Source organism: Stutzerimonas azotifigens DSM 17556, assembly GCF_000425625.1.
In the GTDB taxonomy this organism is placed as follows: domain Bacteria; phylum Pseudomonadota; class Gammaproteobacteria; order Pseudomonadales; family Pseudomonadaceae; genus Stutzerimonas; species Stutzerimonas azotifigens.
Map to the genome: position 1 here is coordinate 44,819 of NZ_AUDU01000046.1, position 18,139 is coordinate 62,957.

20 protein-coding genes are annotated in these 18,139 nt (G+C 67.3%); 3 read left to right on the forward strand and 17 right to left on the reverse strand.

Annotated features, from left to right (window positions below; all coding sequences use genetic code 11):
- Positions 1-5: 5 nt before the first annotated feature.
- Positions 6-536 carry a DUF3299 domain-containing protein gene (locus tag H610_RS0105355; RefSeq protein WP_084166377.1) on the forward strand — a complete coding sequence of 177 codons (531 nt, stop codon included), beginning with the start codon at positions 6-8 and terminating at the stop codon, positions 534-536.
- A gap of 9 nt (positions 537-545) precedes the next feature.
- On the opposite strand, the gene H610_RS0105360 is transcribed toward H610_RS0105355, so the two are convergent.
- The 6 genes from H610_RS0105360 to H610_RS0105385 are packed head-to-tail and all read right to left on the reverse strand — an operon-like array spanning position 546 to position 5,417.
- Complete coding sequence (locus tag H610_RS0105360; RefSeq protein WP_043237707.1) at positions 546-1,640, reverse strand: tetratricopeptide repeat protein; 1,095 nt, start codon at positions 1,638-1,640, stop codon at positions 546-548.
- Between the two features lies 1 nt (position 1,641).
- Entirely contained in the window at positions 1,642-2,343 is a 702-nt protein-coding gene (locus H610_RS0105365; RefSeq protein ID WP_028238730.1) for an energy transducer TonB, read from the reverse strand.
- On the reverse strand, positions 2,343-2,756 hold the full coding sequence (locus H610_RS0105370) for an ExbD/TolR family protein (protein ID WP_028238731.1): 414 nt from the start codon (positions 2,754-2,756) through the stop codon (positions 2,343-2,345). Before H610_RS0105370 ends, H610_RS0105365 begins: the two co-directional genes overlap by 1 nt.
- A gap of 12 nt (positions 2,757-2,768) precedes the next feature.
- Complete coding sequence (locus H610_RS0105375) at positions 2,769-3,251, reverse strand: MotA/TolQ/ExbB proton channel family protein (RefSeq protein ID WP_152529048.1); 483 nt, start codon at positions 3,249-3,251, stop codon at positions 2,769-2,771.
- A gap of 55 nt (positions 3,252-3,306) precedes the next feature.
- Positions 3,307-4,653, reverse strand: coding sequence for a MotA/TolQ/ExbB proton channel family protein (locus H610_RS0105380; RefSeq protein WP_028238733.1), 1,347 nt, complete (start codon positions 4,651-4,653; stop codon positions 3,307-3,309).
- Positions 4,650-5,417 (reverse strand): DUF3450 domain-containing protein, encoded by a 768-nt coding sequence (locus H610_RS0105385; protein ID WP_028238734.1) that lies wholly within the window; start codon positions 5,415-5,417, stop codon positions 4,650-4,652. Before H610_RS0105385 ends, H610_RS0105380 begins: the two co-directional genes overlap by 4 nt.
- A gap of 184 nt (positions 5,418-5,601) precedes the next feature.
- Between H610_RS0105385 and H610_RS0105390 the strand changes: the two genes are divergently transcribed.
- A complete protein-coding gene (locus H610_RS0105390; protein WP_028238735.1) occupies positions 5,602-6,288 on the forward strand; it encodes an OmpW/AlkL family protein in 687 nt (228 codons plus the stop codon).
- Positions 6,289-6,339: 51 nt separating this feature from the next.
- Here H610_RS0105390 and H610_RS0105395 read toward each other — a convergent pair whose 3' ends face one another.
- From H610_RS0105395 to H610_RS0105410, 4 genes are all read right to left on the reverse strand, one after another.
- Positions 6,340-7,278 carry an NAD-dependent epimerase/dehydratase family protein gene (locus H610_RS0105395; RefSeq protein WP_028238736.1) on the reverse strand — a complete coding sequence of 313 codons (939 nt, stop codon included), beginning with the start codon at positions 7,276-7,278 and terminating at the stop codon, positions 6,340-6,342.
- A complete protein-coding gene (locus tag H610_RS0105400) occupies positions 7,271-8,155 on the reverse strand; it encodes a sugar nucleotide-binding protein (protein WP_028238737.1) in 885 nt (294 codons plus the stop codon). The genes H610_RS0105395 and H610_RS0105400 overlap by 8 nt, the downstream gene beginning before the upstream one ends.
- Before the next feature lie 197 nt (positions 8,156-8,352).
- A complete protein-coding gene (gene ssb, locus H610_RS0105405) occupies positions 8,353-8,844 on the reverse strand; it encodes a single-stranded DNA-binding protein (protein WP_028238738.1) in 492 nt (163 codons plus the stop codon).
- A 139-nt stretch (positions 8,845-8,983) separates the two neighbouring features.
- On the reverse strand, positions 8,984-10,357 hold the full coding sequence (locus tag H610_RS0105410) for an MFS transporter (RefSeq protein WP_028238739.1): 1,374 nt from the start codon (positions 10,355-10,357) through the stop codon (positions 8,984-8,986).
- A gap of 133 nt (positions 10,358-10,490) precedes the next feature.
- Here H610_RS0105410 and uvrA point away from each other — a divergent pair, with 133 nt between their 5' ends.
- The gene (gene uvrA, locus H610_RS0105415; RefSeq protein ID WP_028238740.1) at positions 10,491-13,328 is read left to right on the forward strand and encodes an excinuclease ABC subunit UvrA; all 2,838 of its coding nucleotides are present in this window, start codon (positions 10,491-10,493) and stop codon (positions 13,326-13,328) included.
- 63 nt (positions 13,329-13,391) lie between these two features.
- Here the strand turns inward: uvrA and H610_RS0105420 are convergent, their stop codons facing one another.
- The 7 genes from H610_RS0105420 to rpmJ all read right to left on the reverse strand — a co-directional run bounded on the left by H610_RS0105420 (position 13,392) and on the right by rpmJ (position 18,134).
- Entirely contained in the window at positions 13,392-14,849 is a 1,458-nt protein-coding gene (locus tag H610_RS0105420) for a catalase (RefSeq protein ID WP_028238741.1), read from the reverse strand.
- A gap of 164 nt (positions 14,850-15,013) precedes the next feature.
- Positions 15,014-15,400: a 50S ribosomal protein L17 gene (rplQ, locus tag H610_RS0105425; RefSeq protein ID WP_028238742.1), complete on the reverse strand. Its 387-nt coding sequence runs from the start codon at positions 15,398-15,400 to the stop codon at positions 15,014-15,016.
- Positions 15,401-15,445: 45 nt separating this feature from the next.
- Positions 15,446-16,447: a DNA-directed RNA polymerase subunit alpha gene (locus H610_RS0105430; protein WP_028238743.1), complete on the reverse strand. Its 1,002-nt coding sequence runs from the start codon at positions 16,445-16,447 to the stop codon at positions 15,446-15,448.
- 22 nt (positions 16,448-16,469) lie between these two features.
- Positions 16,470-17,090: a 30S ribosomal protein S4 gene (gene rpsD / locus H610_RS0105435; protein ID WP_028238744.1), complete on the reverse strand. Its 621-nt coding sequence runs from the start codon at positions 17,088-17,090 to the stop codon at positions 16,470-16,472.
- 16 nt (positions 17,091-17,106) lie between these two features.
- Positions 17,107-17,496, reverse strand: coding sequence for a 30S ribosomal protein S11 (gene rpsK / locus H610_RS0105440; RefSeq protein ID WP_003093689.1), 390 nt, complete (start codon positions 17,494-17,496; stop codon positions 17,107-17,109).
- Positions 17,497-17,528: 32 nt separating this feature from the next.
- The gene (gene rpsM / locus H610_RS0105445; RefSeq protein WP_028238745.1) at positions 17,529-17,885 is read right to left on the reverse strand and encodes a 30S ribosomal protein S13; all 357 of its coding nucleotides are present in this window, start codon (positions 17,883-17,885) and stop codon (positions 17,529-17,531) included.
- A gap of 132 nt (positions 17,886-18,017) precedes the next feature.
- On the reverse strand, positions 18,018-18,134 hold the full coding sequence (rpmJ, locus tag H610_RS0105450) for a 50S ribosomal protein L36 (RefSeq protein WP_003093693.1): 117 nt from the start codon (positions 18,132-18,134) through the stop codon (positions 18,018-18,020).
- Positions 18,135-18,139: the final 5 nt, after the last annotated feature.

Sequence of the window (18,139 nt, forward strand, 5' to 3'; positions counted from 1 at the left end):
CTTCCATGCGTTCTTCGTTTGCCGCCTTCGCCCTGTGCGCCGCCTGCCTGGCGGCGTCCTTCACGACCCTGGCCGAGCCGCGCGAGCTGCAGTGGCACGAACTGGTGCCGGCGGATGCGCCGCCGCCCGAGCCGCCGGTGGCGCTGCACGACCTGTCGCAACTGGCCGACGTGTTGGCCGCGGAAAGCGGGCCGGCGGCGCAGCAGCAGTCGCCCGCCGCGCCGGTGGTGCCGGAACTCGACGGGCAGGAGGTGCGCCTCCCGGGCTACGTGGTGCCGCTGGAAATGCTGGACGACGGGCGCGTGGTGGAATTCCTGCTGGTGCCCTACTTCGGCGCCTGCATCCATGTGCCACCGCCGCCCTCGAACCAGATCGTGCATGTGCGCACCGACCAGGCCTTCCAGCTCGAAGCGCTCTGGCAGCCGTTCTGGGCCGAAGGCCGGCTGCGCGTGGAACAGGTCAGCAGTGACCTCGCCGAGGCCGGCTACCGGATGCAGGCCGAGCGCATCTACCCCTACGAACTCTCCGGCGGCTGAGGCCGCGGGTCAGTCGACCCGGGCCAGTTGCCGCCGCTCGCGCTCGAAGCTCAGCTCGCCTTCGGCCCACTCGCGCCAGGCGCGTACCTGCGAGCGCTCGGCGCCGGCCTGTTCGGCACGCTTCAGGGCATCCAGCCCGGCCTGCCAGCGCGCCTGCTCGAGCTCCAGCTGGGCGAGGTTCATCCAGTGCTTGGCGCTTCCGGAGCGGCCGGCCAGCCGCCGGTAGATCTGCGCCGCCTGGTCACGCTCGCGGGCCTGCCACCAGAGCATGCCGAGCCGTTCCTCGCGCGTCGCGGTACGCGCCAGCAGGCCGCTCTTCAGCATGCCTTCGAGCATCCGCGCACCCTGCCACGGCTGCCCGGCGGCGCTGGCCATCAGCACCAGGTTGTCCAGCTGCGATTCGTCGAAGGCCACGCCCTTGAGCTGGGCGGCGCGCAGGGTGCCGAGCGCCTTCTCCTCGTCGCCGGCGAGCTGCTGCAACCCGGCCAGCTGCCACCAGTCGCGCGCGCGGTCCGGATGCCGGGCCAGCAGCCGACGCTGCCAGCGCTGGGCGGCGTCGTAGCGCTCGAGCTCGGCGTTTCCGGCGACCAGGAACTGTAGCCAGGCGTCGTCTGCCTGCGGATGGGTCTTCAGGTAGCGCTCGGCGAGCGGCAGCGCCTTGCTGTGCTGGCCGAGGCCCTGGTAGGCCTGCACCAGCATCTTCAGCAGGTCTTCGTCGGGGTTGGCCGGCAGCGGGCTGAGCAGCTGCACCACCTTGCCGAAGCGGCCTTCCACCAGATTCAGGCGCGCCAGGTTGAGGCGTTCGTTGGCTTGCGCGGTGGCGTCGAGCTTGCCGCTGTCGACGGCCTTCTCCAGCCACTGCAGGGCCTGGCGATTGTCGCCGCGGGCCCAGGCGAGGTAGCCGAGGCTGCGCCACAACAGTGCCTGCTCGAAACTGCCGGGGCGGGCCTCGGCGCCTTCCAGCGCCTCGCGCGCGGCCTCGTAGCGCCCCGCCTCCTGCGCGTGCCGCGCCGTCTCGAGCGCGCGCAGCACGGCGGCGTCGATGCTCTGGGCGGCCTGGACCGGGGTCAGGGTGATGAGGAGCAGGAGCAGCAGGTATCGCATCTCAGTCTCCTTGCAGGCGGAAATGAAGGGTCTTCATCGCTTCGCGCGACACCGCCGAGCCGTTCTCGGTGCGCGGCGCGAAGCGCCAGCGCGAAGCGGCGCGACGGGCCTCGCGATCGAACACGTTGCGCGGCGAGGCTTCGAGGACGCGGATGTTTTCCACCCGGCCTTCGGCAGTGATGGTGAAGGCCAGCTTGATATGGCCCTCGATGCCCTGCTGCCGGGCTCGGTAGGGGTACTCGGGGCGCACGTCGTTGAGCGGCATCACCTCCTGCTCAGGGCCGCCGGCCTGCCCGCCTCCGGCGGCAGCATCGCTGGCCGGCGCGGGGGCTGCCGGCGCCGGCGCGGGAGCAGGCGCGGCGCTGAGCCCGGCCAGGTCCGGCGTCGGCGCGGCGGCGACAGCCAACCCGGTGTTCAGGGTCGGCAGCTGCAGGTCGAGCTTCGGCAGGTTGCTGCTGGTGGTCATCGGCCTGGGCGTCTGCGGCGTCGGCGGCTGGGGCGTCTCCGGCCTCGGCGGCTGGGGCGCCTGCCGCCGCGAACGCGGCGCGCTCTGTTCGTTGCGCCCGTCCATGCGGATGAAACTGGCGACCGTCACAGGCTCCTCGACCACTTCGCTACGCGGCGGGCTGACCATGCCGAGCATGAGCAGGAACAGCCCCAGCGCCACCAGGCAGGCGGCGACGAACGACACCGCCAGGCGCATCAGCGCGCTCCCGTGGTCGCCGCCAGGGCGACGTCTTCGACACCCGCCTGGCGGGCCTGATCCATGACCTCGACCACCAGCCCGGTGCGGGCGTCCTGGTCGGCCTGGACCACCACGGCGCCGTCCGGCTGGTCGACGCGCAGGCGCTCGACATGGGCGCGCACGCTGCGCACGTCGACCACCTGCTTGTCGATCCATACCTCGCCGTTGGCGGTGACGGCGATGAGGATGTTGCCCTTGTCCTGGGCGCTGGCGGTGTCCGCCTGCGGGCGGTCGACTTCGACGCCCGACTCCTTGATGAAGGAGCTGGTGACGATGAAGAAGATCAGCATGATGAAGACCACGTCGAGCATCGGCGTGAGGTCGATGCCGGTGTCTTCTTCCTGCTGGTAGTGATGGCGACGCATGCGCATCGTGGTTTTACCTCAGTCGTGACGCAGCTGGTCGGCCAGCCGGTCGAGCGCCTGGCGGGCAATGCGCTCGAGGCGCGCCAGGCTGAACAGTCCCGTGATCGCCAGCACCATGCCGGCCATTGTCGGCAGGGTCGCCTGCCAGACGCCCGCGGCCATCCCGCGCGGGTTGCCGGTGCCGGCGAGCGCCAGCACGTCGAATACCGCGATCATCCCGGTGACGGTGCCGAGCAGGCCGAGCAGCGGGTATAGCGCCACCAGGGTCTTGCTCAGCCGCAACGGCCCGGCCAGCTGCTGCTGCGCCTGCGCCAGCCAGGCCTGGCGCACCGCACGCTGCCAGCGACCATCCGGCCCCCGCAGCTGCTGCCAGGCCTGCCGGCGCGCCTCTACCCAGCGCGGAAACACCCGGCGCATGAACCACAGGCGCTCGAACGCCAGCGTCCAGTACAGGACGCAGAGCGCCGCCAGCGCCCACATCACCACACCGCCGGCCGCCATGAAGTCGAGCAGCGCATGGCCGCCGTCGATCAGTCGCAACCACTGGGTGTGGAAATCAGTCACGGCGCGGCGCTCCGGACAGGTGCAGCGCAATCAGCCCGGCGCTCTGCTGTTCGAGCAGCTGGATCAGCGCCTTGCTGCGGCTGGCCAGCAGGCTGTGCAGGAACAGCAGCGGAATGGCCACCACCAGCCCCAGGACGGTGGTCACAAGCGCCTGGGAGATGCCGTCGGCCATCAGCCGGGAGTCGCCGCCGCCGCTCTGGGTGATCGCCTGGAAGGTCACGATCATGCCGGTGACGGTCCCCAGCAGCCCGAGCAGCGGCGCCACCGCGCTGAGCAGCTTGAGCAGCGGCTGGCCGCGCTCGAGCGGCGGGGTCTCCTGCAGGATCGCTTCGTCGAGTTTGAGCTCTAGCGTCTCGAGATCGCTGAGCTGGGGATTGGGGCCGAGCACGCCGATGACACGACCGAGCGGGTTGTCGTCCTGCGGGCGGCTCAGGTCATCGAGCTGCCGGTTGATCCGGCGCCTGATGCGCGCCAGGTAGATCATCCGCCAGGCGGCGAGAATCAGACCGAATACCCCGAGCACGACGATCACCCAGCCGACCAGCCCGCCTTGCTGCAGACGATCCCACAGCTGTGGCTGACGCTGCAGCTGCACCAGCAGGGTGCCACGGGTGGGGTCGATCGGCAGGGTCGAGAGCGCCGCGTCGGTCGTCAGATAGTCCTCGACCAGATCGCCGCTGCCCGGCTGTCGCGGCGGTGCCAGCAGCTGGCCGGCGTCGGCGTCGTAGCGCAGGAAGCGCTCGCCGGCGAAGGCCGAGAAGCCGCCGACGCGCAGCACCGGCTGGGTCACGCGCTGGCCGTCGGACTCGACCACCGGCAGCTCGACCTGCTCGATGCGGCCGCTGGCGGCGAGGTCTTCCAGCACGGTCATCCAGAAGCCTTCCAGGTCCTCGGCAGACGGCAGCGCCCGGCTCTCGGCCAGGTGCAGCAGCCGCTGCAGGCGCTCCGGGTACTGCACATTGAGCAGGCTGTCGCGCCACTGCCCGGCGATGTCGCCGGCGCTCTGGCGGACCACGCCGAACAGCTCGCCCAGGTGCCCGACGCGCTGGGCGAGGAGTTTCTCCTGCTCGGCCAGCTCGGTTTCCTGGCGGTCGAACTCGGCCTTCAGCCGCTCCGCTTCGGCCTGCTGTTCCTTGAGGGCCTGGCGCGCCTGCGCCAGCCGCGCCTGCTGCTGGCCGCGGTCGGCGAGAAACGCCTGCTCGCGCGCCTGCATGGCGCTGACCTCGGCCTGGCGCTCGCTGCGAATGCGCTGCAGCAGCTGGTCGGGCGTCAGCGGCTCGGCGGCCTGGGCCAGGCCGGCGAACAGGCCGGCGAGCAGCAGAATGATCGGGCGGGTCATCGAGCGGACTCCTGCTCCAGGGTGCGGACGGGCAGTTCGAGGTAGGCCGGGGCCTGCTGCTGGCGGGCGATGGCGATGGCCTGGGTGATCGGCCGGCGGGCGCTCGAATCGAGCGTCTCCCACTGGCGGGTGGCGGGGTTCCACCAGCCGCTCTCGTGGGCATCGAGGGTCTGGTAGTAGAGCATGGTGCGACCGAGGCGCAGGAACTCGACGCTGCGCGGCTCGCCCTCGCCCGGCAGTTCGCCGCGCCAGGCCTCCAGCGTGCGGCCGTAATCGCTCTCGATCTGGTAGGCCTCGAGGATGCGCCGGTACTTCTCGGCCAGACTGACGTCGGCACGCGGCAGCAGTTCACGCAGGCCGTCCAGCCGGTCGGCGCGCTCCTGCGGGAGGAACGGCAGGTCGGCGGCGACGAATTCGCCGAGCACCTCGACCATCCGCCGCATCAGAGGGGTGACGGCCTCCTGGGTGCGCTCGATGCCTTCGAGCTGCCGTTCGAAGCTGGCCAGCTCCTTGCGCTGCGCCTCGGTGAGCTCTCGGAGCTGGGCGTTGTAGGCCTTCAGCGCCTCGGCCTGCTGCAGCGCGCTGCGGAACTCGGTCAGCGCCTCCCGAGTCGCATCGTCCAGTTGTTCGATGCGCGCCTGCGACGCACTGGCCTCCTCGGCCAGCCGCTGGCTCTCGTCGAGCGCCGCGTCAAGCGCAGCGGCCTGGGCCTGCGCGCAGCACAGTGTAGCAACCGCCAGCGAGCGGAATAGGAATGCGGGCATGAGGGTCCTTGCAAAGCGACTGTAATACAGAAAGAGAAACATTATCATCTGCACCGGTGAGCAACGCAACCCGGACGAAGTGCCGCGGTCAGGCGGGCGCTTTATTGAGCTGGATCAAGATGGCTCGGGGCTCGAGTCATAAGAATGACGTCACTGCAACAGACCGCCCACGATGGAGCTCACTATGCGCAAGTCCCTGTTCACCCTGTCCGCGCTCGCCCTGGCGCTGGCCGCCCCCCTCGCCCAGGCCCACCAGGCCGGCGACATCATCGTCCGCGCTGGCGCGGTCACCGTGGATCCGCATGAGGACAGCAGCGACATCTACGTGGGCGCACTGGGCACCAGCGTAGCCGGGACCAAGGCCACACTGGACAGCAACACCCAGCTCGGCCTGAACTTCGCCTACATGCTGACCGACAAGGTCGGCATCGAGCTGCTGGCGGCAACGCCGTTCAGCCATGACGTCGGCGTCAAGGGCATGCCGGGGGGCTTCGCCGGCCTGAACGGCAAGCTCGGCAGCCTCAAGCACCTGCCGCCGACGCTGAGCGTCATCTACTACCCGCTAGACAGCGGCTCGTCCTTCCAGCCCTACCTGGGGGCCGGCATCAACTACACCTGGTTCTTCGATACCGAGCTGAGCAGCAGCGCTGAAGGCAAGGGTTTCAGCGGTCTCGATGTCCAGGATTCCTGGGGCCTGGCCGCTCAGGTGGGCATGGACTACATGCTGACCGACAGCCTGATGCTCAACGCCCAGGTGCGCTACATCGACATCGACACCACCGGCACCACCAACTTCGGTGGCGCCAAGGTCAAGGTCGATCTGGACGTCGACCCCTTCGTCTACATGGTCGGCCTCGGCTACAAGTTCTAATCGCCGACCGCGGACAGGAAAGGCGCCCGATGGGCGCCTTTCCTTTTTCCCTCAGGACCTGGCGGGAGCTTCCAGCAGCGCGGCCAGCCCGTCGCGCAGGCTGGTCACCGACGACGCCCGATAGCGCGCCAGCAGCCGCCGGTTGTCCGCACGCGAGTGGCGGATGTCACCGGCGCGCGCGGGGCCGTGACTCACCGGCGGCAATCCCCCGAGCAGATCGCCCAGGGTCGCCAGCAGCTCGTTGAGCGAGGTCGCCCGATCGAGCCCGACGTTCACCGGCTCGCTGCCCGGCTCGCTGGTGTCCAGCGCCTGCAGCAGCAGCGCGACCAGATCCTTCACGTAGAAGAAGTCGCGGGTCTGCTCGCCGTCGCCGAACACGGTGATCGGCAGCCCCAGCCGGGCGCGCTCGGCGAAGATGCTGATCACGCCCGAGTAGGGCGAGGACGGGTCCTGCCGCGGCCCGTAGATGTTGAAGAAGCGGAAGATCGCCGGCTCCAGGCCATGCTGGCGCCGGTAGAAGTCGAGGTAGTGCTCGCTGGCCAGCTTGTCGGCCGCATAGGGGGTCAGCGGCGCCTTCGGCGTGTCCTCGTCGATCGCCCGCCCCTCGCCGTGGTTGCCGTAGACCGCGGCGCTGGAGGCGAATACTACCCGGCGCACCCCGGCCTGACGCATCGCCTCGCAGAGGTTCAGGGTGCCGATCAGGTTGCTCCGGTGGGTGCCCAGCGGGTCCTCCACCGAGGCCTGGACCGACGCGACGGCCGCCAGGTGGGCCACCGCTCGGCAGCCGGCGACGGCCCGCTGCACCTGCGCCAGGTCGCCGACGTCGCCCTCGACGATTTCCAGCCGCTCGCTGTCCGGCAGGTTGGCGCGCTTGCCGGTCGACAGGTTGTCCAGCACGCGAACGCGCTCGCCCCGCGCCAGCAGCGCCTCGGCCAGGTGCGAGCCGATGAAGCCGGCGCCGCCGGTGATGAGAATGGGAGAGTCAGGCATGGCGGTAGTAGCGCTCCAGCAGGCTCGGCAGCCCGGCGCGCCAGGCGCGCGGCTTGATGCCGAAGGTATTGAAGATCTTCTTGCAGGCGAGCACGCCGTGCTGCGGCTCGTCGGCGGCGTCCTCGCACTCGGCGTGGGCCCGCGGATACAGACGCTCGGCGTGCAGGGCACGATGCCGGGAGGCCTCGCCGAGCACCGCCTGGGCGACTACCAGCGGGGTGGCGGCTTCGTGGCCGCCGTAGTGGTAGGTACCCCACAGCGGCGCGTGGCAGTCGAGCTGCTTGAGGACCGCGAGAATCACCCGCGCGGCATCGTCCACCGGCGTCGGATTGCCGCGGCGATCGTCGGCCAGGTAGAGCGCCTCGCCCAGCTCGACGCGTTTCAGGAAACGTCCCAGCACCCCGTCGCGGCTGTCGTCGAGCAGCCAGCCGAAGCGCAGCAGCACGTGCCGCGGGCAGATGGCCCGCACCGTCTGCTCGAACCGGCACAACGCCCGCCCGCGCTCGTCCAGCGGCGAGGGCTCGTCCTTCTCGCCGTAGGCGGTCGCCCGGGTGCCGTCGAAGACCCGGTAGCTGGAGGGCTGCAGCAGCACCATCTCGTAGTGCTGGCAGAGTTCGGCGAGGCGCTCGACCCCGCGGGCCTGCCCGGCGAATACCGAGGGCTCGACCGTACCGGCCTGGAACCAGTCGAAGTAATAGGCCAGGTTGACCACCGCATCGGGGCGGTGCTCGTCGAGCAGGCGGGTCAGGGTGGGGGCGTCCCAGCCCGACTCGGGCGGGCGCGGGGCGAGAAAGCCGATGTCCTCCTCGGCGCCGAGGCGGATCAGCGCCTGACCCAGGGCATTACCGCCGCCCAACAGCATCAGGCGCATTCGCATGAAAGGGGGCCACCTCGCGGGGGTGAGCGTACGGGGGTACGTGAATTTCGTAGGAACGGGCAATTCTGTTCGGCACATCTGCCAGCGTCAAGCCGGGGCGCCTGTTGACGGCAGGCACGACCGCGTGGTCGATTCGTGGCTGGCGGCCCGAATGAAAAAACGCAGCCGAGGCTGCGTTTCGTTTCATCGAGAGCCGATCAGAACGGAATGTCGTCGTCGAAGCTGTCGTAGTCCTGTGCCGGCTGCTGCTGGGCCGCCGGCTGCTGCTGGCGGGGAGCCGACTGCTGCTGGGGCTCGCGCTGCGGGCGCGGCTGGCGCGGGGCGTCGTCGCCACCGCTGCCGCCACGGCCGCCGAGCAGTTGCATGGTGCCGTTCATGTCCACCACGATCTCGGTGGTGTAGCGGTCCTGACCGTCCTGTCCCTGCCACTTGCGGGTCTGCAGGCGGCCTTCGATGTAGCACTGCGAACCCTTGCGCAGGTACTCGCCGGCGATTTCCGCGACCTTGCCGAACAGCACCACGCGGTGCCACTCGGTGCGCTCCTGCAACTGGCCGGACTGCTTGTCCTTCCAGCTGTCGGTGGTGGCCAGGGTGATGTTGGTCACCGCATTGCCATTGGGCATGTAGCGGGTTTCCGGATCACCGCCGACATTGCCGATCAAGATGACTTTGTTTACCCCTCTGGCCATGGGTAACTCCTTTGCTTGGTTTTCGCGCCGGCGGCTGCACCGGCGCGATGAAGATTGAGTCGAAGGTCGGCCATCTTACTCCACCCTCCCCGGCCGGCCAACCGACCGTTCGGTGCGGCGCGACCTGCATCACCGTCGATCAGGCCAGCATCGCCACGCGTTCGAGTTCGGCGCGGTCCAGCCGCTGGGTATCGACCTTGACGTAGGCGGCCGCCTCGTCGTCGACCACCACCGCGTCGGTGACTCCCGGTACCGCGCACAGCCGCGCGGCCAGGTCCGAGAGCGCCAGCGCCGCGGGGCTCAGCGGCAGGCGCAGGCTGGTGACGTAGGGCGGCTCGGCCATGCGCAGCACCACCACCAGCCAGAGCAGGCAGAGCAGCGCGCAGCCCCCGAACACGTAGCCGAGCCCGCCCAGCTGGTAGAGCCAGCCGCCGAGCACGCCGCCGAGCGCCGCGCCGAGAAACTGGCTGGTGGAATAGACGCCCATCGCGGTGCCCTTGCCGCCGGCCGGCGCGACCTTGCTGATCAGCGACGGCAGCGAGGCCTCGAGCAGGTTGAAGGCGGTGAAGAACACCACGATGCCGATCACCAGCGGCAGCAGCCCGGTGCCGAACGTGAGGAAGAACAGCTCGCAGAGCAGCAGGCAGGCCACGGCGCCGAGCAGCACGCGGCGCATCTGCCGCTTCTTCTCGCCGTAGATGATGAACGGCAGCATGCCGAAGAAGCCCACCAGCAGGGCGGTCAGGTACACCCACCAGTGCTCGCCCTTGGCCAGCCCGCCCTGCTCGACCAGCGCCAGCGGCAGCGCGATGAAGCTGGCCATGAGGATCGCGTGCAGGGCCAGGATGCTGAAGTCCAGCCGCAGCAGGTCGGGATGGCGCAGCGTCGGGGCCAACGCCTGGCGCGCCACCCCGGACTCGCGGTGACGCAGGTGCGTCTGGGTGCGCGGCACCAGCGCCACCAGGCCGATGCCGGCCAGCGCCATCAGCGTGGTGACCCAGAACAGCCCGGACAGGCCGAACGCCCGGGTGATCAGCGGTCCGACCACCATCGCCACGGCGAACGACAGGCCGATGCTCATGCCGATCATGGCCATCGCCTTGGTGCGGTGCTGCTCGCGGGTCAGGTCGGAAAGCAGCGCCATGATCGCCGCCGAGATGGCACCGGCGCCCTGCAGCACGCGCCCGGCGATCACGCCCCAGATGGAGTCGGCGCTGGCCGCCAGCGCCGCGCCGGCGGCGAATATCAGCAGGCCGACGTAGATGACCGGGAGGCGCCCGATGCGATCGGAAAGCATGCCGAACGGAATTTGCAGCAGCGCCTGGGTCAAACCATAGGCACCGATGGCCATGCCGATCAGGGTGGGAGTGGCTCCCTCGAGATCCATGCCATAGGTCGCCAGCACCGGCAGGACCATGAACATGCCGAGCATGCGGAAGGCGAAGAGCAGCGCCAGCGTGCCGGCTGCACGTGTTTCCCGGGCACTCATGCGGTCGCTGTGGGGATCCTGCATCTGGAGTCTCGCTCGATTGAACCGGGCGGCGATTCTAGCAGCACGCCCCCGTCGGGCACAGGCGCGGTACTTTGCCGCCCCGTTCCGGGCGGCCGTATACTCACGGGTTTCCCGCCCGCCATGCGAGGCTGTTTTGGACAAGATCCTGATTCGTGGGGCCCGCACCCACAACCTGAAGAACATCGACCTCACCCTGCCCCGCGACAAGCTGGTGGTCATCACCGGCCTGTCCGGTTCCGGCAAGTCGTCGCTGGCCTTCGACACCCTCTACGCCGAGGGCCAGCGGCGCTACGTCGAGTCGCTGTCGGCCTACGCGCGGCAGTTCCTGTCGATGATGGAAAAGCCCGACGTCGACACCATCGAGGGCCTGTCGCCGGCTATTTCCATCGAGCAGAAGTCGACCTCGCACAACCCGCGCTCGACGGTCGGCACCATCACCGAGATCTACGACTACCTGCGCCTGCTCTACGCCCGCGTTGGCACCCCCCGCTGCCCGGATCACGACGCCCCGCTGGAGGCGCAGACGGTCAGCCAGATGGTCGACCAGGTCCTCGCCCTGCCCGAGGGTCGCAAGCTGATGCTGCTGGCGCCGGTGATCCGCGAGCGCAAGGGCGAGCACCTGGCGGTGTTCGAGGAGATGCGCGCGCAGGGCTACGTGCGGGCGCGGGTAGACGGCCGTCTTTACGAACTGGACGAGGTGCCCAAGCTCGACAAGCAGAAGAAGCACTCGATCGACATCGTCGTCGACCGCTTCAAGGTGCGTGCCGACCTGCAGCAGCGCCTGGCCGAATCCTTCGAGACGGCGCTGAAGCTGGCCGATGGCATCGCCCTGGTGGCGCCGATGGAGGACGAGGAAGGCGAGGAGCTGATCTTCTCGGCCCGCTTCGCCTGTCCGATCTGCGGCCATTCGATCAGCGAGCTCGAACCCAAGCTGTTCTCGTTCAACAACCCGGCCGGCGCCTGCCCCACCTGCGACGGCCTCGGCGTGAAGCAGTTCTTCGACGCCAAGCGGCTGGTCAACGGCGAGCTGACCCTGGCCGAGGGCGCGATCCGTGGCTGGGACAGGCGCAACGTCTACTACTTCCAGATGCTCAATTCGCTGGCCTCGCATTACGGCTTCAGCCTCGACAAGCCGTTCGACGCGCTGACCGCCGACCAGCAGAAGGTCATCCTGCGCGGCAGCGGCCGGGAGAGCGTCGAGTTCCGCTACCTCAACGACCGCGGCGACATCGTCAAGCGCGCCCACCCGTTCGAGGGCATCATCCCCAACCTCGAGCGCCGCTACCGGGAAACCGAATCGACCACCGTGCGCGACGAACTGGCCAAGTTCCTCAGCACCCAGCCCTGCCCCGAGTGCCTGGGCACGCGTTTGCGCCGCGAGGCGCGCCACGTGTGGGTCGGCGACAAGACGCTGCCGGCGGTCACCGGCCTGCCGGTGGGCGATGCCTGCGAATATTTCGGCGAGCTGCACCTCACCGGCCGCCGCGGCGAGATCGCCGACAAGATCCTCAAGGAGATCCGCGAGCGCCTGCAATTCCTGGTCAACGTCGGCCTCGACTACCTGACCCTGGACCGCAGCGCCGACACCCTGTCCGGCGGCGAGGCGCAGCGCATCCGCCTGGCCAGCCAGATCGGCGCCGGCCTGGTGGGCGTCATGTACATCCTCGACGAACCCTCCATCGGCCTGCACCAGCGCGACAACGAGCGCCTGCTGGGCACCCTCACCCACCTGCGCGACCTCGGCAACACGGTGATCGTGGTCGAGCATGACGAGGACGCCATCCGCCTGGCCGACTACGTGGTGGACATCGGCCCGGGCGCCGGCGTGCATGGCGGCCAGGTGGTCGCCGAAGGCACGCCCGACGAGGTGATGGCTCACCCGGACTCGCTGACCGGCAAATACCTGTCCGGCCGCGAGAGGATCCGTTACCCCGCCAAGCGCACCCCGCGCGACCGCAAGAAAGTCCTGAGCCTCAAGGGTGCCCGCGGCAACAACCTGCGCGGCGTCGATCTGGAGATCCCGATCGGGCTGCTGACCTGCATCACCGGCGTGTCCGGCTCCGGCAAGTCGACGCTGATCAACAACACCCTGTTCCCGATCACCGCCACCGCCCTCAACGGCGCGACCACGCTGGATGTCGCGCCCTACGACAGCTTCGACGGGCTGCAGCACCTGGACAAGGTGGTCGACATCGACCAGAGCCCGATCGGCCGCACCCCGCGCTCCAACCCGGCGACCTACACCGGGCTGTTCACGCCGATCCGCGAACTCTTCGCCGGCGTCCCGGAAGCGCGCTCGCGCGGCTACGGCCCGGGGCGCTTCTCCTTCAACGTCAAGGGCGGCCGCTGCGAGGCCTGCCAGGGCGACGGCGTGATCAAGGTGGAGATGCACTTCCTCCCGGACATCTACGTGCCCTGCGACGTCTGCAAGGGCAAGCGCTACAACCGCGAGACCCTCGAGGTGAAGTACAAGGGCCGCAGCATCCACGAGGTGCTGGAGATGACCATCGAGGAGGCCCGCGCCTTCTTCGATGCCGTTCCGGCGGTGGCGCGCAAGCTGCAGACGCTGATGGACGTGGGCCTGTCCTACATCAAGCTCGGCCAGAGCGCGACCACGCTGTCCGGCGGCGAGGCGCAGCGGGTCAAGCTGTCGCGCGAGCTGTCCAAGCGCGATACCGGCAAGACGCTCTACATCCTCGACGAGCCGACCACCGGCCTGCACTTCGCCGACATCCAGCAACTGCTCGACGTACTCCATCGCCTGCGCGACCACGGCAACACGGTGGTGGTGATCGAGCACAATCTGGACGTCATCAAGACCGCCGACTGGATCGTCGACCTCGGCCCGGAGGGCGGTTCGCGCGGCGGACAGATCATCGCCTGCGGCACGCCGGAGGAGGTCGCGGAGAACGAGGCGTCCCACACCGGCCACTTCCTCAAGCCGCTGCTGGCCCGCGACCGCGCGTCCTGAGGCGGACAGCCGATACGAAAAAGCCGGGCGATTGCCCGGCTTTTTCCTTTCCCGCGATTACCTTCAGGCGACCTGGCTGGGATCGACGCCCAGGCCCTTGGCCACCCCCGCCCCATAGGCCGGATCGGCCTTGAAGAAGTGTGCCAGCTGGCGCAACTGCACGTCGCGGGTCACCGATTTCATCGCGCCGACGATGTTGTCGATCAGCAGCGCACGCTGGTCGTCGTTCATCAGCTGGAACAGCGCACCGGCGTGGCTGTAGTAATCGCCGTCCTCGCGGTGATCGTAGCGAGTCGCCGCGCCTTCGAGCGCCTGGGCCGGCTCAGCGTACTGCGGCGCCTGCTTGGGCGCAGCCGAGTAGCTGTTGGGCTCGTAGTTCGGTGCCGCTCCGCCGTTGCCGTCGAAACGCATCGCGCCGTCGCGCTGGTAGTTGTGGTAGGGGCAACGCGGCGCATTGACCGGCAGCTGCTGGTAGTTGGTCCCGACCCGGTAGCGCTGGGCGTCGGCGTAGGCGAACACGCGCCCCTGCAGCATGCGGTCCGGCGACAGGCCGACCCCGGGCACCACGTTGCTCGGCGCGAAGGACGCCTGCTCCACTTCGGCAAAGTAGTTCAGCGGATTGCGGTTGAGCTCGATGACACCGACCTCGATCAGCGGGAACTCCTTCTGCGACCAGGTCTTGGTCACATCGAACGGATTCTCGGCACGCTGCGCCGCCTCGGCCTCGCTCATCACCTGCATGCATACGCGCCAGCGCGGGTAGTCGCCCCGCTCGATCGCCTCGAACAGGTCGCGCTGCGCGTAGTCCGGATCCGCCCCGGCCAGGCGCGCCGCTTCGGCCGGCGGCAGGTTGCGGATGCCCTGCATCGACTTGTAGTGCCACTTGACCCAGTGCCGTTCGCCGTGCGCGCTGATCAGGCTGAAGGTATGACTGCCGAAGCCGTGCATGAAGCGGTAGCCGTCCGGAATGCCGCGGTCGGAAAACAGGATGGTCACCTGGTGCAACGATTCGGGCGAAAGGGACCAGAAGTCCCACATCATCTGCGGGCTCTTCAGATTGGTCCACGGGTCGCGCTTCTGCGTATGGATGAAGTCGGGGAACTTCAGGGGGTCGCGCAGGAAGAACACCGGCGTGTTGTTTCCCACCACGTCCCAGTTGCCTTCCTCGGTGTAGAACTTGACGGCGAAGCCGCGTGGATCGCGCTCGGTATCGGCCGAACCGCGCTCACCGCCGACGGTGGAGAAGCGCAGGAACATCGGAGTCTGCTTGCCAACCTGCTCGAACAGCTTGGCCTTGGTGTAGCGGGTGATGTCCTGGGTCACGGTGAAGGTGCCGTACGCCCCCGAGCCCTTGGCATGCACGCGACGCTCGGGAATGACCTCCCGGTTGAAATGCGCGAGCTTCTCCACCAGATGGAAATCATCCAGCAACAGAGGGCCACGCGGACCTGCACTACGGGAATTCTGGTTGTCGGCCACCGGGATGCCACTGGCCGTGGTAAAGATCGTGCGCTCGCTCATTTGCTGCTCCTTTTGCTGTTCTTCCGCCGTTGCGGTACAGGAGCCACGTTACCCGTGCGCCGAGCGCCGTCCCAATTCATTGATTCAAGCCAAGCGATAGAGACAGCCTAAACCGCAGGCATAAAAAAACCGGGCCTGGGCCCGGTTCTTCTTGGCAATCCACCTTATTCGGCGGATTCGACCTCACCGCCGACCGGACGGTCGACCAGCTCGACGTACGCCATGGGCGCGTTGTCGCCCGCGCGGAAGCCGCACTTGAGGATGCGCAGATAGCCGCCCTGACGGTTGGCATAGCGCTTGCCCAGATCGTTGAACAGCTTGCCGACAGCAGTTTTCGACCGGGTGCGGTCGAAAGCCAGGCGACGGTTGGCCACGCTGTCTTCCTTGGCCAGGGTGATCAGCGGCTCGGCAACGCGGCGCAGCTCCTTGGCTTTCGGCAGGGTGGTCTTGATCAGTTCGTGCTCGAACAGCGACACCGCCATGTTCTGGAACATAGCCTTGCGGTGTGCGCTGGTGCGGCTCAGGTGACGGCCACTTTTACGATGACGCATGATTGAAATTCCTTACCAAACCTTCAGTTCGGTGACTAGAGACGATCAGGCAGTCGCCTTGTCGTCCTTCTTGAGACTTGCCGGCGGCCAGTTATCCAGGCGCATACCGAGGGACAGACCACGAGAGGCGAGCACGTCCTTGATCTCGGTCAGGGACTTCTTGCCCAGGTTCGGCGTCTTCAACAGCTCGACTTCGGTGCGCTGGATCAGGTCACCGATGTAGTAGATGTTTTCTGCCTTCAGGCAGTTTGCCGAACGGACGGTCAGCTCCAGGTCGTCTACCGGACGGAGCAGGATCGGATCGATCTCGTCTTCCTGCTCGACCACGACCGGCTCGCTCGCGCCCTTGAGGTCGACGAAGGCGGCCAGCTGCTGCTGCAGGATGGTGGCGGCACGACGGATCGCCTCTTCGGGATCCAGGGTACCGTTGGTTTCGAGGTCGATGACCAGCTTGTCCAGGTTGGTACGCTGCTCGACACGGGCATTCTCGACCACGTAGGCAACACGGCGAACCGGACTGAAGGTAGCGTCGAGCTGAAGACGGCCGATGCTACGGCTTTCGTCCTCTTCGCTCTGACGCGCGTCAGCCGGCTCGTAACCGCGACCACGCGCGACCTTGAGCTTCATGTTGAGCGAACCGTTGGCCGCCAGATTGGCGATCAGGTGATCGCCATTGACGATTTCCACATCGTGATCCAGCTGGATGTCGGCGGCGGTAACCGGGCCCGGACCTTTCTTCACCAAGCTCAAGGTCACTTCATCGCGGCCATGCAGCTTGATGGCGAGACCCTTGAGGTTGAGCAGGATTTCGATCACGTCTTCCTGGACGCCTTCGATCGCGCTGTACTCGTGGAGCACACCATCGATCTCAGCCTCGACTACGGCGCAGCCGGGCATGGAGGACAACAGGATACGACGCAGCGCGTTGCCCAGGGTGTGGCCGAAGCCACGCTCGAGAGGCTCGAGCGTGATCTTGGCGCGGGTCGGACTGACCACCTGCACATCGATGTGGCGGGGGGTCAGGAACTCATTTACCGAACTCTGCATGGATACACCTATTTTCTAGCCCTTACTTGGAGTAGAGCTCGACAATCAGGTTTTCGTTGATGTCGGCGGACAGATCGCTGCGAGCCGGCACACTCTTGAATACGCCGGACTTCTTATCGGCGTCCACTTCGACCCACTCCACGCGACCACGCTGGGCGCAGATTTCCAGGGCCTGGGCGATACGCAGCTGGTTCTTGGACTTCTCGCGAACGGCAACCACGTCACCAGCCTTGATCTGGTAGGACGGGACGTTCACGGTCTGGCCGTTGACGCTGATGGCTTTGTGCGAAACCAGCTGGCGCGATTCGGCGCGGGTGGCACCGAAGCCCATGCGGTACACGACGTTGTCCAGACGGCATTCGAGCAGCTGCAGCAGGTTCTCGCCGGTTGCGCCCTTGCGACGGGCCGCTTCCTTGTAGTAGCTGCTGAACTGGCGCTCGAGCACGCCATAGATGCGGCGGACCTTCTGCTTCTCGCGCAGCTGGGTGCCGTAGTCGGACAGACGTCCGCGACGCTGGCCGTGGACACCCGGGGGCGTCTCGATGTTGCACTTCGACTCGAGCGCGCGAACGCCGCTCTTCAGGAAGAGGTCGGTGCCTTCACGGCGAGACAGTTTGCACTTGGGACCAATATAACGAGCCATTTCTCACTGTCTCCTATTACACGCGACGCTTCTTCGGCGGACGGCACCCGTTGTGCGGGATGGGCGTCACGTCGGTGATGCTGGCGATCTTGTAACCGCAGGCGTTGAGTGCACGCACAGCGGACTCACGACCCGGACCCGGGCCCTTGACGTTCACGTCGAGGTTCTTCAGGCCGTATTCGAGGGCGGCCTGGCCGGCACGCTCGGCAGCGACCTGGGCCGCGAACGGAGTGCTCTTGCGCGAGCCACGGAAACCGGAACCACCGGAGGTCGCCCAAGACAGTGCATTGCCCTGACGGTCGGTGATGGTCACGATGGTGTTGTTGAAGGACGCGTGGATATGGGCGATGCCATCAACCACCGTCTTTTTGACTTTCTTACGAGGACGAGCAGCAGGTTTTGCCATGATTCAGATTCCTGTCGATTCGCGAATCGCGATTACTTGCGGATCGGCTTACGCGGGCCCTTGCGGGTGCGCGCGTTCGTCTTGGTCCGCTGACCGCGAACGGGAAGACCGCGACGATGACGCAGGCCGCGGTAGGCACCCAGGTCCATCAGACGCTTGATCTTCATGTTGACTTCGCGGCGCAGGTCACCTTCGGTGGTGAGCTTCGCGACTTCGCCACGCAGCTGCTCGATCTGCTCGTCGGACAGATCCTTGATTTTCGCCGCGGGATTGACGCCCGTGGCGGCACAGATGTTCTGTGCGGTGGTGCGACCAACACCGTAGATATAGGTCAGCGAGATAACAGTGTGCTTGTTATCCGGAATGTTGACGCCTGCAATACGGGCCATTCAGTGAAACTCCAAGTGACAGCTACCTACGCCCCGGAAGCCAAGAAAAGGGCGCGAGATATTAGCGCTGTAGTAATAAATATTCAACCCGGCAGCACACTAGCTGCCGGGCTATTCACGCGTGCTTCACAATCAGCCTTGGCGCTGCTTGTGGCGTGGTTCCGCGCTGCAGATCACCCGCACGATACCGTCGCGACGGATGATTTTGCAGTTACGGCACAGCTTCTTCACCGATGCACGAACTTTCATCACCA